The following is a 14,220-nucleotide window of genomic DNA, read 5'->3' as shown; positions in this document are numbered from 1 at the left end:
GCAAGCATGGAATTTGCATTTTATATTGCAGCCCTGGTGGCCGTGTTGGCGACATTGCGTGTGATCACGCATACCAACCCGGTACACGCACTGCTGTATTTGATCGTCTCTTTACTGGCGATCGCTGCGGTCTTCTTCTCGCTCGGTGCGTATTTCGCCGGTGCCCTGGAGATCATCGTATACGCCGGTGCCATTATGGTGCTGTTCGTGTTCGTGGTGATGATGCTCAACCTTGGCAACGTCCAGGAGCAGGAACGCGCATGGCTCAAACCTGCCACCTGGATCGGGCCTTCGGTTCTGTCTGTCATCCTGCTGGTGGTGATGATCATGTCAATCCTCGGGTTACATGATCACGGCATCAAAGGTGACATGGTTGATGCGAAAGCCGTCGGTATCGCACTGTTCGGACCTTACGTTCTGGCGGTTGAACTGGCATCAATGTTGCTGCTGGCCGGTCTGGTCGTGGCATTCCATATTGGTCGTGAGCACAAACCCGGTGAAGTCTTTGGTGACGCACCGGTGACGACCGAAATGGCAACAAAAAGAAAAACGGAGGAGAGAGCATGATCCCTCTACAACATGGTCTTATTCTGGCCGCGATCCTCTTTGTGTTGGGGCTTACCGGGCTGCTGGTTCGTCGTAACCTGTTGTTTATGCTGATCAGCCTCGAAGTGATGATCAACGCGGCAGCGCTGGCGTTCATCGTGGCGGGAAGCTACTGGGGTCAGGCGGACGGTCAGGTGATGTATATTCTGGCTATCAGCCTGGCTGCGGCGGAGGCCAGTATTGGTCTGGCGTTGTTGCTGCAACTGTATCGCCGTCGCCACACTCTCAATATTGATACTGTCAGTGAGATGCGCGGATGAACTTACTCTATTTAACAATTCTGTTCCCACTGATTGGCTTCCTGTTACTGGCCTTTTCACGCGGTCGCTGGTCTGAAAATACCTCCGCTACCATTGGTGTCGGGTCGATTGGTCTGGCAGCGCTGACCACTATTTATGTGGGTATCAATTTCCTTAGCCAGAAAGCGGCGGGTGTTGAAGTCTTTAACCAGCATTTGTGGAACTGGATGCAGGTCGGGGATTTCAATATTCCCGTCACACTCACGCTCGACGGTTTGTCGATGACCATGTTGTCTGTGGTCACCGGTGTCGGTTTCTTCATCCACATGTTCGCTTCCTGGTACATGCGCGGTGAAGAAGGCTATTCACGCTTCTTCGCGTACACCAACCTGTTTATCGCCAGCATGGTGATTCTGGTACTGGCAGACAATCTGTTGCTGATGTACCTCGGTTGGGAAGGTGTGGGCCTGTGCAGTTACCTGTTGATCGGTTTCTACTACACCCATCCGGCGAACGGTGCGGCTGCGATGAAAGCGTTCATCGTGACCCGTGTGGGTGATGTGTTCCTGGCTTTCGCGCTGTTCATCTTGTACCGCGAGCTGGGTACGCTGAACTTCCGTGAACTGATGATCCTGGCACCGCAGAAACTGGCAGTGGGCGATACGGCGATCACCTGGGCGACCCTGATGTTACTGGGTGGCGCAGTGGGTAAATCCGCACAGCTTCCGCTTCAGACCTGGCTGGCAGACGCCATGGCCGGTCCGACGCCGGTTTCTGCGCTAATCCACGCCGCGACCATGGTGACTGCCGGTGTTTATCTGATTGCCCGCACGCACGGCCTGTTCCTGATGGCGCCGGAAATTCTGCATCTGGTGGGTATTATTGGTGCGGTCACGCTGGTTCTGGCAGGTTTCGCTGCGCTGGTGCAAACCGACATCAAACGTGTTCTCGCGTACTCGACCATGAGCCAGATTGGTTACATGTTCCTGGCGCTGGGCGTTCAGGCGTGGGATGCCGCTATCTTCCACCTGATGACGCATGCGTTCTTCAAAGCACTGTTGTTCCTTTCTTCCGGTTCGGTCATTTTGGCCTGCCACCACGAGCAGAACATCTTCAAAATGGGTGGATTACGTAAATCCATTCCTCTTGTCTATCTCTGCTTCCTGGTCGGTGGCGCGGCGCTGTCCGCCTTGCCAATCATCACTGCGGGCTTCTTCAGTAAAGACGAAATCCTCGCGGGTGCGCTGGCTAACGGCCACCTGAATCTGATGGTTGCCGGTCTGGTCGGTGCGTTTATGACCTCGCTGTACACCTTCCGCATGATCTTCATCGTCTTCCACGGCGAAGAAAAAATTAAAGCCCATGCGGGTAAAGGCATCACTCACCACCTGCCGCTGCTGGTGTTACTGGTTCTGTCCACCTTCATTGGCGCAATGATTGTTCCGCCACTGAAAGGCGTACTGCCGGATACCACCGAGCTGGCGCACGGCAGCGTGCTGACGCTGGAAATCACATCAGGCGTGATTGCAATTGCTGGCATTCTGCTGGCGGCAGCCCTGTATCTGGGTAAACGCTCGCTGGTCAACAGCATTGCGAAAAGCGCACCGGGACGTTTCTTCACGACCTGGTGGTTCCATGCCTGGGGCTTCGACTGGCTGTACGACATGATTTTCGTCAAACCTTATCTGCTGGTTGCGAAACTCCTGCAACGTGATCCGCTGAACTCAATGATGAATCTGCCTGCGCTGTTTGCCCGTCTGGGTAACCGTGGTCTGACTCTCAGCGAAAACGGTCAGGTACGTTGGTACGTCGCGTCAATGGGGCTCGGTGCAGTCGTTGTTCTGACGCTGCTGCTGGTGATTTAAGCCTGCATTACAGGTGTAGTTATCAATGCTGGCCTGTTCCCGTAACGGGCCGGCAAGTGAAATAGCCTTCGGGCATAAAAGAAGGGAACGACACGCCATGCTATTACCTTGGCTAATATTTATCCCCTTTATCGGCGGGCTGCTGTGCTGGCAGACTGAGCGCTTTGGGAGCAAAGTACCGCGCTGGATCGCGTTGATTGCGATGGGGCTGACGCTGGCTCTTTCCGTGCAATTGTGGTTGCAGGGAGGATATTCATTAACGACGCCTGCGGGTATTCCACAGTGGCAATCCGAGTTTTCATTGCCATGGATCCCACGTTTTGGCATCAGCTTCCATCTGGCACTGGACGGTTTGTCCCTGCTGATGGTGGTGCTGACCGGTCTGCTGGGTGTTCTGGCGATCCTCTGTTCCTGGCGTGAAATCCAGAAGTATCAGGGATTCTTCCATCTGAACTTGCTGTGGATCCTCGGCGGTGTCATCGGTGTGTTCCTTGCCATCGACATGTTCCTGTTCTTCTTCTTCTGGGAAATGATGCTGGTGCCGATGTACTTCCTGATTGCCTTGTGGGGTCACAAAGCGTCAGACGGTAAAACGCGTATCAGCGCAGCAACCAAATTCTTCATCTATACACAGTCCAGCGGACTGGTGATGTTGATTGCTATCCTCGGCCTGGTGTTTGTGCACTACAATGCCACCGGCGTATGGACATTCAACTATGCCGACCTGCTGAAAACGCCAATGTCGCACGGTGTTGAATATCTGCTGATGCTTGGCTTCTTCATCGCCTTTGCGGTGAAAATGCCGGTTGTGCCATTGCATGGCTGGTTGCCGGATGCACACAGTCAGGCACCGACCGCAGGTTCCGTTGACTTAGCCGGTATCTTGCTGAAAACCGCGGCCTACGGGATGTTGCGTTTCTGTCTGCCTCTGTTCCCGGAAGCGTCTCACCAGTTCGCACCGATTGCCATGTGGCTGGGTGTCATTGGTATCTTCTACGGTGCGTGGATGGCGTTCTGCCAGACCGATATTAAACGTCTGATTGCGTACACCTCCGTTTCGCACATGGGCTTCGTACTGATTGCCATCTACACCGGCAGCCAGCTGGCGTACCAGGGCGCGGTTATCCAGATGATTGCACACGGTCTTTCCGCAGCCGGTATGTTCATCATCTGTGGTCAGCTATACGAACGTCTGCATACCCGTGATATGCGCCAGATGGGCGGATTGTGGGGCCGGATTAAATACCTGCCAGCGTTGTCGCTGTTCTTCGCCGTCGCTACTTTGGGGATGCCGGGTACAGGTAATTTCGTCGGTGAAATCCAGATCCTGTTCGGCAGCTTCCCGGTTGTGCCGGTGATCACTGTCATCTCGACATTCGGTCTGGTGTTTGCCTCTGTGTATTCTCTGGCGATGATGCAGCGCGCTTACTACGGCAAAGCAAAATCTGACGAACCGCTGCCGGGCATGACCTCACGCGAACTGTCGATTATCCTGTTGCTGGTGGTATTGCTGGTGGCGCTGGGCTTCTACCCGCAGCCAATTCTGGATACATCAAGTGCAGCGATGACTAACATTCAGCACTGGTACGGGTCATCAGTTTCCACTATTTCAACGACAAGGCCGTAACTCGCCATGACATTTACACTTCAAAATCTGATCGCACTATTACCGCTGATGATCGTCGGATTGACGGTGGTGGTGGTGATGCTGTCCATTGCGTGGCGACGCGACCATTTTCTTAATGCCACACTGACAGTCATCGGGCTGAACGTTGCCTTACTTTCCCTTTACTACGTCGGGCAGGTCGGCCCGCAGGACGTCACACCGCTGCTGCGCGTTGACGGCTACTCGATGTTCTACATCGGGCTGGTGCTGCTGGCGAGCCTGGCTACCAGCACGTTTGCTTACCCTTGGCTGGCCGGTTATCCGGACAACCGCGAAGAGTTCTACCTGTTAGTTCTCATTGCGGCGATGGGCGGTATTCTGCTGGCATGCTCTAACCATCTGGCGTCAATGTTCCTCGGAATCGAACTGATTTCCCTGCCATTGTTCGGCCTGATTGGTTACGCCTACCGCCAGAAACGCTCGCTGGAAGCTGCCATCAAATACATGCTGCTGTCGGCTGCCGCATCATCCTTCCTGCTGTTTGGTATGGCGCTGCTGTACGCACAGTCCGGTGATTTGTCCTTTGCGTCACTGGGCAAAAACCTGGGCGACGGCGTGATGCTGCACCAGCCGCTGCTGATGGCCGGTCTGGGCATGATGATTGTGGGGCTGGGCTTCAAGCTGTCGCTGGTTCCGTTCCACCTGTGGACGCCAGATGTGTATCAGGGCGCACCTGCACCGGTCTCGACTTTCCTGGCAACCGCCAGCAAAATCGCGATCTTTGCTGTGGTGATGCGTTTGTTCCTGTATGCGCCGGTAGCTGACAGCGAATCCATCCGCATCGTGCTGGGCATTATTGCCTTCTGTTCGATTCTGGTGGGTAACCTGATGGCCATCAGTCAGAGCAACATCAAACGTCTGCTCGGTTATTCCTCCATCGCGCACCTGGGTTATCTGCTGGTGGCACTGATTGCGGTACAAACGCACCAGTTGTCGATGGAAACCGTGGGCGTATATCTGGCGGGTTATCTGTTCAGTAGCCTCGGCGCCTTCGGTGTGGTCAGCCTGATGTCCAGCCCGTACAAAGGGCCGGATGCTGAATCACTGTTCTCTTATCGTGGTCTGTTCTGGCATAAGCCAATTCTGTCTGCGGTGATGACCGTGATGATGCTGTCACTGGCCGGTATTCCGATGACGCTCGGCTTTATCGGTAAGTTCTACGTGATTGCGACCGGTGTGACCGCGCATCTGTGGTGGCTGACCGGTGCTGTGGTTGTCGGTTCTGCGATTGGTCTTTACTACTACCTGCGCGTAACGGTGAGCCTGTATCTGAGTGCGCCTGAAACGCTGGTACGTGATACGCCAAACAACTGGGCGCTCACGGCGGGTGGGGTAGTCGTACTGATTTCCGCGATTCTGGTGCTGCTGCTGGGTATCTTCCCGCAACCTCTGATTTCGCTGGTACAGATGGCGCAGCCGCTGCTCTGAGAAAACGATAAGTCATGACGAAGCCGCTCACATGAGCGGCTTTTTTAATCGTATTGGTTGTTTTGTGTGATATGAATCACATTTATATGTACGTTCAATAAATTATTACATTGGTTTTGTGATCTCTCCCATTTCATTATTCCTGCCAATGCGTACACTGCGCGCTTGTTCAGATTCGTACAGGTTCACACCATGAATGTTTTAGTGATGATCGCCATTACCACCGGTATCCTCTCCGGCATATGGGGCTGGGTTGCGATTAGCTTTGGCCTGATAAGCTGGGCGGGTTTTCTTGGATGCACGGCATATTTTGCGTGTCCGCAGGGCGGATTACGCGGATTGCTGATCAGCACGCTGACCTGTCTCAGCGGTGTATTCTGGGCTGTCGTGATCATCGCGGGAAGCGCAATGCGTCCGGAATGGAGCATTCTTGGTTATCTGCTGACTGGCGTAGTGGCGTTTCTGATGTGTATTCAGGCGCGTCAGCAGTGGCTGGCCTTTGTACCGGGTACCTTTATTGGTGCCTGCGCGACCTTCGCCGCACAAGGTGACTGGCGTCAGGTGGTGGTATCTTTGCTGGTCGGGCTGGTATTCGGTTATGCAATGAAAAACAGCGGATTATGGCTGGCAAAACAGCGTGAAAAGCAGCAAAGCGACGCCAGGAAAGGGGCGGTTTTCACTGAAACGAAAGGGTCAGAAGGTTCTTAATTCCTCGGTTTTTCTGCAGTTTAGGGCGGATCCTTCAGGCAATTACTCCTGATATACGCTAGGGTTAAAAGCAGTCTATGCTTTTACACGAACACATCATAAGGAGATAACCATGGCTGACCAATTTGAGACACAGCAAATTTCGCTGGACGACGATTTACGCATGCTGACTGAAACGCTGGAAGAAGTACTGAAGTCCTCTGGTGACAAAGCGGATGAGAAGTACATTCAGGTCAAAGCACGCGCAGAAAATGCGCTGAAAGACATCAAATCACGTATTGACCCGGCTGCACGCTCTTACTGCAAGAAAGCCCGCCTGGTAGCGGAAAGAACTGACGACTATGTGCATGAAAACCCATGGCATGGTGTGGGTGTCGGTGCTGCCGTAGGTCTGGTTGTCGGCCTGCTGCTGCGTCGTTAATCTGACTGAACAGGGGCAGCGCGTGCTGCTCCTGTTTTGTTTCTCCCGGTTTGCTTACTCCTTTCTCCCTGCCTATACTCCTTCTTAGCTAATGGCACTCACTTCAGCTTGATCTGTCGCATATTTTCATTTTTCGTATCGCCGCATAATTCATCCGTAATTGATCCAACCCGTTTTTTGATCCAGAAGGGTATTTCTGCCCGTCACTAAACATCCGGTATGGCCTGAGGTAGCGGTGAAACAAATATCAGCAATCATTGAGCAGCTTGATACGACGCTGGCAGGCGAATGGCCTGATGCAGCGGGGATCCGGCAGTTCAGTTATTCCCTGCAAAAACAGCCTGACACCGGCCTGCTGGAATGGTTGTCTGCGCAACCCTGCTACCCGAAATTCTACTGGCAACATCGTGATGGCAATGAAGAAGCCGCTGTTTGTGGTGATGCCTACTCATTTTGCGATACCGCCCGGGCACAGGCGTTCATCCGCGAGCACCAGGATGAACCCGATTTGCATATCTGGGGGTTGAATGCGTTTAACGGGGCTGACGGGGCTGCAATAGCTGCCAACGCACTGTTTCTTCCGCGCATCGAACTTTGCCGTCAGGGAAACAGTTACTGGCTGCGGTGTACCGTTTTCAGCCCACATTCTTTACGCGATGAGGCACGTCGCACCCGCTTATTTTTACGTTCACTGGTCGTCAGTCGCGCCTTACCGTCGATCGCTTCCCGTGTATTGCAACATCATCATTTACCGGACGAGCCTCAGTGGAAACAGTTGATAGACCGCGCGCTGTCGGGTATTGAGCAGCATCAGTTCGACAAAGTGGTGCTGGCGCGAAAAACCACCTTAACGCTCAGCCAGCCGCTGAATGCCTGCGCATTTCTTGCCGCCAGCCGCGACGTTAATCATCACTGTTACCATTTCATGCTGGCTTTTACCCCGCAACAGGCGTTTCTGGGCTCCAGCCCAGAACGTTTATTCTTGCGTGATCACACCGAACTCTATACCGAAGCGCTGGCGGGAACCGTGGCCAATCATCCCGATGACCGGGAAGCACGGGCGCTGGGGGACTGGCTGCTCAGCGATGGCAAAAACCAACGCGAAAATTTACTGGTCGTCGACGATATCTGCCAGCGCTTACAGGGCGGGGCGCATTCGCTGGATGTGACGCCAGCGGAGATTTTACGTCTGCGCAAGGTGCAGCATTTACGCCGCAATATTCACGGTGAGCTGACCGACCCCGATGACGCGGCTTGTCTGCAACGTCTGCAACCGACCGCGGCAGTGGCCGGATTACCCCGTCAGGCCGCGCGTGAATTTATCGCCGAATTTGAGCCTTTTGACCGCGAGTGGTATGCCGGTTCCGCCGGGTATCTCAGTGCTGAACAAAGTGAATTTACCGTCGCGTTACGTTCGGCGACGGTGAAAGGACATCATCTTGAACTCTACGCAGGCGCGGGGATTGTCGCCGGTTCTGACGCTGCACAGGAATGGCAGGAAATCGAAAACAAAGCCGCTGGTTTGCGCACTTTGTTGGAAGAGCATTACACCCCTGCCGTTCAGGCCGGATAACCCCTTGCCGGAGTGAATTGAACATGTCTGTTGCCGTCTTTAACCGCCGCTGGGCGACGCTTATCCTCGAAGCGTTAACCCGACATCAGGTGCAGCATGTGTGCATCGCGCCCGGTTCCCGCTCTACACCGCTAACCCTTGCCGCCGCCGCGCATCCGCACCTTATCTGCCACACCCATTTTGATGAACGCGGCCTTGGCCATCTGGCTCTCGGGCTGGCAAAAGCCAGCGGGCAGCGGGTGGCGATCATCGTCACCTCCGGCACGGCGGTGGCAAATTTATATCCGGCGCTGATCGAAGCCGGGCTGACCGGCGAAAAGCTGGTGTTGCTCACGGCTGATCGTCCGCCGGAACTCATCGATTGCGGTGCGAATCAGGCTATCCGCCAGACCGGCATGTTTGCCAGTCACCCCGTCGGGACGCTGGATTTACCGCGTCCGACGCTTGAAATCAGTGCGCGCTGGCTGGTTTCTGCGCTGGATAATACGCTGGCGCAGCAGACGCACGGCGCCGTGCACATTAACTGTCCGTTCGCCGAACCGTTGTATGGCGAGGACAACGGCGAGCATCAGGACTGGTTGCTGGCGCTGGGCGACTGGTGGCAGGGCCATGAACCGTGGCTGAATTATTCTCAGGTTTTGCCTGCAATCGCGCAGCCGGACTGGTTTTCCTGGCGGCAAAAGCGCGGCGTCATTATCGCTGGCCGTCTTTCTGCCTGCGAAAGTGAACAGGTGGCGCAGTGGGCGGCGCAACTGGGCTGGCCGTTGATCAGTGATGTGCAGGCATCAACCGGCAATCCGCTTCCCTGCGCAGATTTGTGGCTGGCATCGCCGCAGGCGCAGGCGATACTGGCGCACGTCCAGTTGGTTATCCAGTTCGGTGGCGGTCTGACCGGTAAGCGCCTGCTGCAATGGCAGGCGACCTGTCAACCCGATGAATACTGGCTGGTTGACCCGCTGTCAGGCCGTCAGGATCCGGCGCAGCATCGCGGTCGTCGTCTACAAGCCCGCGTCAGTGAATGGTTACAGTCTCACCCGGCACAGCCTCAGCCTGACTGGGCAGAAGCCCTTGAGCATTGCTCGCAGCGGGCGTTACATGCGGTTGAAACCCGTCTCGACGGTGTATTTGGCGAGGCCGCCGCAGCGTGGCAGCTTCCGGCTTTATTACCTGAGCACGGCCAGTTATTTCTTGGCAACAGTCTGATTGTTCGTCTGGTGGATGCCTTTGCCCAACTCCCCGCCGGTTATCCTGTTTTCGCCAATCGCGGGGCAAGCGGTATTGACGGGCTGCTGTCCACCGCCGCAGGTGTGCAGCGCGCGACCTGCAAACCGACGCTGGTGCTGCTGGGTGATATCTCTGCACTTTATGATTTAAACGCGCTGGCGCTGATGCGTCAGTGTTCCGCGCCGACGGTGATTATTGTGGTGAATAACAATGGTGGACAAATTTTCTCGTTGTTGCCAACGCCCGAAGCCGAGCGGCAGCGTTTTTACTGCATGCCGCAGAACGTCAGCTTCAGCCATGCGGCAGCGATGTTTGGTCTGGATTATGCCTGTCCGGCATCGATGTCTGAGCTTCATCATGCCGTCAGACAATGCTGGCAGCATGGTGGCGTGAAACTGATCGAGTTGAAAGTCAGTGAGACAGAAGGGGCAGAATGCCTGCGTTCGCTGGTGAAGGAGATGAGCGCATCATGACGCTGGCCTGTCACACACTCAACCCAGAGGTTAAAGAGCGTCCGTGGCTGGTGTTTCTCCACGGCCTGCTGGGCAGTGCAGATGACTGGCAACCCTTACTTCCTGCGCTTGAAGGCTGGCCTTGTCTGTTTGTGGATTTACCGGGACATGGTCGTTCCGCGTCGCTGACAGCTGCCGGATTTGCGGATGTCAGCCAGCTGTTAACCGATACCCTGCACGAAAATAACGTCACTGCGTACTGGCTGATCGGCTACTCGCTGGGGGGGCGCATCAGTCTGTATCACGCCTGTCAGGGTGATCGCAGCGGATTGCAGGGGCTGCTGGTGGAAGGCGCACATCCGGGGCTGACCTGTCAGGCTGAACGCGCACAACGCCGCCATCATGATCAGCAATGGGCGGCTCGCTTTTTGCAAGTACCGTGGAAACAGGCGCTGGAAAGCTGGTATCGCCAGCCGGTGTTTTCCAGCCTGACCGATGCGCAACGCCAGCAAATGATCGTGCTGCGTGAGAACAACAACCCGCACACTGTCTCTGCCATGCTGGCGGCCACGTCGCTTTCGGTACAGCCTGATTTACGCGCACAATTGCTGCGGCTTTCCCTGCCGGTTGTGTGGTTGTGTGGCAGTCAGGACGCCAAGTTTATTCATCTTGCGCAGCAATCCGGTTTCGGGCTACGCACTGTCGCTAATGCCGGGCATAACGCCCACCGTGATAACCCGGCGGAATTTGCCCGTCAGGCGCTGGCATTTATTACTTCACCTGTCTTAAAGGAAGTTGAACATGATTTATCCTGATGAAAAAGAACTGTACGCGCCGGTCGAATGGCGTGATTGTACCGGCGAGTTTGAAGATATTCGTTACCACAAATCTACCGACGGCATCGCTAAAATCACCATCAACCGTCCGCAGGTTCGCAATGCATTTCGTCCGCTGACCGTCAAAGAAATGATCCGCGCACTCGACGATGCCCGTAACGACGAAGGCATCGGCGTGATCGTGCTGACCGGTGAAGGCGAAAAAGCCTTCTGTGCGGGCGGCGATCAGAAAGTGCGTGGCGATTACGGTGGTTATCAGGATGCCAGCGGTGTGCATCATCTCAACGTGCTGGATTTCCAGCGCCAGATCCGCACCTGTCCGAAACCAGTTGTGGCGATGGTTGCTGGTTATTCCATTGGCGGCGGCCATGTTCTGCATATGATGTGTGACCTGACCATTGCGGCAGATAACGCCATCTTCGGGCAGACCGGCCCGAAAGTTGGTTCTTTCGACGGCGGCTGGGGCGCATCCTATATGGCGCGTATCGTCGGTCAGAAAAAGGCCCGTGAAATCTGGTTCCTGTGCCGTCAGTACGATGCTAAAGCGGCGCTGGATATGGGGCTGGTCAACACCGTAGTTCCTCTGGCCGATCTGGAAAAAGAAACGGTGCGCTGGTGTCGTGAAATGCTGGAAAACAGTCCGATGGCACTGCGTTGCCTGAAAGCCGCACTGAACGCCGATTGCGACGGTCAGGCAGGGCTTCAGGAACTGGCAGGGAACGCCACAATGTTGTTCTACATGACCGATGAAGGTCAGGAAGGTCGCAACGCGTTTAATGAAAAACGCCAGCCTGACTTCAGCAAATTTAAGCGTAATCCATAATGCGTCGCGCCACGGTGTACCGGTACAGCGTGCCGATGGAGGCTGGGGTGGTGCTGCGCAATCAGCGCCTGAAAACCCGCGACGGTTTTTTGGTGTCACTGTGGCAGGACGAAGCAACGGGTTGGGGCGAAGTTGCGCCGCTGCCCGGTTTTAGTGTGGAAGATGTGTCTCAGGCGCAGGATGCCGTTCAGCATGGCCTGAGCCAGTGGGTGCAGGGGGCCTCGCTGGCTGCCGTTGCCTCTGCGTTCAGTGCTTTACCTTCGGTGGCTTTCGGGCTGAGTTGTGCGGACGCCGAATTACGCGGCGAATTGCCCGAAGTGCTGAGCACGCGCTGTGCACCGTTGTGTCATGGCGATCCGAATGAGCTTTATGCGCGTCTGGGGGCGCTGCCGGGCGATTTTCGCGGCAGGAAAGTGGCTAAGGTGAAAGTGGGATTGTACGAATCCGTCGGCGATGGTCTGAATGTCAGTATGTTGCTGGAAGCCTTGCCGGAACTGCATTTGCGCCTTGATGCCAACCGCAGCTGGACGCCGGTCAAAGCCGAAGGGTTTGCCCGTCATGTGGCGCCCGAACTGCGTTCACGCATCGCGTTTATCGAAGAACCGTGCCTGACCCGCGAGCAGTCCCGCGATTTCGCCCGTCTGACCGGTATTGCGATCGCCTGGGATGAAAGCGTGCGCGAAACCGGTTTTACCGTGAAGGCCGAGCCCGGGCTGGCGGCGATCATCATCAAACCCACGCTGACCGGCAGTCTGATGCGTTGCCGTCAGCTGATCGCTCAGGCGCATGCCGCAGGGCTGGAAGCTGTGATCAGTTCCTCCATCGAGTCGAGTCTCGGGCTGACACAACTGGCGCGCATTGCCCAATGGCTGACGCCGGACGCCATTCCGGGGCTGGATACGCTGGATCTCATGCGGACGCAGTTGATCCGTCGCTGGCCGGGCTCTGAATTACCGCTAACGGATGTGTCTGATCTGGAGATTGTGTGGCAGAGCAAATGATCAGCGACTGGCCGTGGCGTGAACGGGCACATCTGTCGCCTTTTGCCGTTGCACTGAAAGCCGGAGATATCACCTGGTGCTGGCGCGATTTACAGCATCGCGTGGATTCGCTGGCGGCCGGATTTATTTCGCAGGGCGTGGGCGAAGGCACCGGCGTGGTGTTGCGCAGTAAAAACACACTGGATGCATTACTCAGTTATCTGGCGTTGCTGCAAACCGGCGCACGCCTGTTGCCTCTCAATCCGCAACTGCCACAGGCATTGTGCGCAGAACTGCTTTCACAGCTTGATATCGCTTTTGTGCTGGATCTGACGGAACCGGCTCTGCCGCTGAATATTCCCGCGTTAACGATGCAAAATGCCTGCTGGCTCAGTTGTGCCGGATGGCAGCCACAGCGTATCGCCACGCTGACCCTGACGTCCGGCTCTAGCGGTCTGCCGAAAGCCGCTGCGCATACCCTGGCCGCGCACCTTGCCAGCGCCGCAGGTGTGCTGGATCTGATCCCGTTCACCCGTCGCGACAGCTGGCTGCTCTCGCTGCCGCTGTTCCATGTGTCCGGGCAGGGCATCCTCTGGCGCTGGCTGACGGCAGGGGCCACGCTGGTGCTGGCGGAAGGGCAACCGCTGGAGGCGGCGCTGGCAGAATGCAGCCATGCGTCGCTGGTGCCGACGCAGCTCTGGCGTCTGTTGCAAAGCGGCGCCGTGCCTGAAAAGTTGCAGGACGTGTTACTTGGCGGGGCGCAAATCCCGCCGGAGCTGACAGAGCAGGCTGAGCGGGCAGGGATCCGTTGCTGGTGCGGATATGGGCTGACGGAAACCGCCTCGACCGTAACAGCAAAACGGGCTGATGGCAGTGCCGGTGTCGGAAAGGCGCTGACCGGCAAAGAAGTCAGGATTGTCGATCAGGAGATCCAAATCCGCACGGACAGTCTGGCGAGCGGTTACTGGAAAAACGGTCAGCTGTCGCCGGTCGCTGATGCTGACGGCTGGTTACATACCCGTGACCGTGGTCTGTGGGCAGACGATGAATTGCTGGTTTCCGGACGTCTGGATAATCTGTTTTTCAGCGGCGGGGAAGGGATCCAGCCGGAAGATATCGAGAAAGTGCTGATCCGCCATCCGCTGATTTCACAGGCATTTGTCGTGCCTGTGAATGATCCGCAATTTGGTCAGCGTCCGGTGGCGGTGCTCGAGGCACAGGCCGGATTGTTGTACGAGGAACTCAATCTCTGGCTGAGTGATAAGATCCCGCGCTTTCAGTTGCCGGTGGCCTATCATCCGCTGCCGGGAAAACTGGCGCAGGGAGGGATTAAAATCTCGCGTGTCAGCGTCCGGCAATGGATAGAGAGGCTTTCGTAAAACAAGCCGTTGAAGCAAAC

The 14,220-nt window shown here is 56.0% G+C and carries 13 protein-coding genes; all 13 read left to right on the top strand.

The annotated features are described in order from the left end of the window. Window positions 1-6 precede the first annotated feature (6 nt). The 13 genes from nuoJ to menE all read left to right on the top strand — a co-directional run bounded on the left by nuoJ (window position 7) and on the right by menE (window position 14,200). On the top strand, window positions 7-567 hold the full coding sequence (gene nuoJ / locus AC1DUO_RS01500) for an NADH-quinone oxidoreductase subunit J (RefSeq protein ID WP_013574597.1): 561 nt from the start codon (window positions 7-9) through the stop codon (window positions 565-567). Continuing rightward, window positions 564-866, top strand: a complete 303-nt coding sequence (gene nuoK / locus AC1DUO_RS01495; protein WP_004936014.1) for an NADH-quinone oxidoreductase subunit NuoK — start codon at window positions 564-566, stop codon at window positions 864-866. The genes nuoJ and nuoK overlap by 4 nt, the downstream gene beginning before the upstream one ends. Further along, window positions 863-2,710, top strand: coding sequence for an NADH-quinone oxidoreductase subunit L (nuoL, locus tag AC1DUO_RS01490; protein WP_013574598.1), 1,848 nt, complete (start codon window positions 863-865; stop codon window positions 2,708-2,710). The genes nuoK and nuoL overlap by 4 nt, the downstream gene beginning before the upstream one ends. Before the next feature lie 97 nt (window positions 2,711-2,807). Then, window positions 2,808-4,337 (top strand): NADH-quinone oxidoreductase subunit M, encoded by a 1,530-nt coding sequence (gene nuoM, locus AC1DUO_RS01485; RefSeq protein WP_112151208.1) that lies wholly within the window; start codon window positions 2,808-2,810, stop codon window positions 4,335-4,337. Between the two features lie 6 nt (window positions 4,338-4,343). Further along, window positions 4,344-5,804, top strand: a complete 1,461-nt coding sequence (gene nuoN, locus AC1DUO_RS01480) for an NADH-quinone oxidoreductase subunit NuoN (protein WP_013574600.1) — start codon at window positions 4,344-4,346, stop codon at window positions 5,802-5,804. Between the two features lie 192 nt (window positions 5,805-5,996). After that, window positions 5,997-6,512 carry a DUF1097 domain-containing protein gene (locus tag AC1DUO_RS01475; protein WP_013574601.1) on the top strand — a complete coding sequence of 172 codons (516 nt, stop codon included), beginning with the start codon at window positions 5,997-5,999 and terminating at the stop codon, window positions 6,510-6,512. Window positions 6,513-6,624: 112 nt separating this feature from the next. Further along, window positions 6,625-6,933, top strand: coding sequence for a stress response protein ElaB (gene elaB, locus AC1DUO_RS01470; protein WP_477986296.1), 309 nt, complete (start codon window positions 6,625-6,627; stop codon window positions 6,931-6,933). Window positions 6,934-7,168: 235 nt separating this feature from the next. Next, window positions 7,169-8,506 carry an isochorismate synthase MenF gene (menF, locus tag AC1DUO_RS01465; protein WP_037036193.1) on the top strand — a complete coding sequence of 446 codons (1,338 nt, stop codon included), beginning with the start codon at window positions 7,169-7,171 and terminating at the stop codon, window positions 8,504-8,506. A gap of 23 nt (window positions 8,507-8,529) precedes the next feature. Next, entirely contained in the window at window positions 8,530-10,203 is a 1,674-nt protein-coding gene (gene menD, locus AC1DUO_RS01460; RefSeq protein WP_131638734.1) for a 2-succinyl-5-enolpyruvyl-6-hydroxy-3-cyclohexene-1-carboxylic-acid synthase, read from the top strand. After that, the gene (gene menH / locus AC1DUO_RS01455) at window positions 10,200-10,997 is read left to right on the top strand and encodes a 2-succinyl-6-hydroxy-2,4-cyclohexadiene-1-carboxylate synthase (RefSeq protein ID WP_477986393.1); all 798 of its coding nucleotides are present in this window, start codon (window positions 10,200-10,202) and stop codon (window positions 10,995-10,997) included. The genes menD and menH overlap by 4 nt, the downstream gene beginning before the upstream one ends. Continuing rightward, window positions 10,984-11,841, top strand: coding sequence for a 1,4-dihydroxy-2-naphthoyl-CoA synthase (gene menB, locus AC1DUO_RS01450; protein WP_013574606.1), 858 nt, complete (start codon window positions 10,984-10,986; stop codon window positions 11,839-11,841). Before menH ends, menB begins: the two co-directional genes overlap by 14 nt. After that, window positions 11,841-12,842 (top strand): o-succinylbenzoate synthase, encoded by a 1,002-nt coding sequence (gene menC, locus AC1DUO_RS01445; protein WP_013574607.1) that lies wholly within the window; start codon window positions 11,841-11,843, stop codon window positions 12,840-12,842. The genes menB and menC overlap by 1 nt, the downstream gene beginning before the upstream one ends. Then, a complete protein-coding gene (gene menE, locus AC1DUO_RS01440) occupies window positions 12,827-14,200 on the top strand; it encodes an o-succinylbenzoate--CoA ligase (RefSeq protein ID WP_449632235.1) in 1,374 nt (457 codons plus the stop codon). Before menC ends, menE begins: the two co-directional genes overlap by 16 nt. Window positions 14,201-14,220: the final 20 nt, after the last annotated feature.

This window comes from Rahnella sp. P4_A8 (genome assembly GCF_056402435.1).
This window is presented reverse-complemented; position numbering and strand designations above follow the sequence as displayed.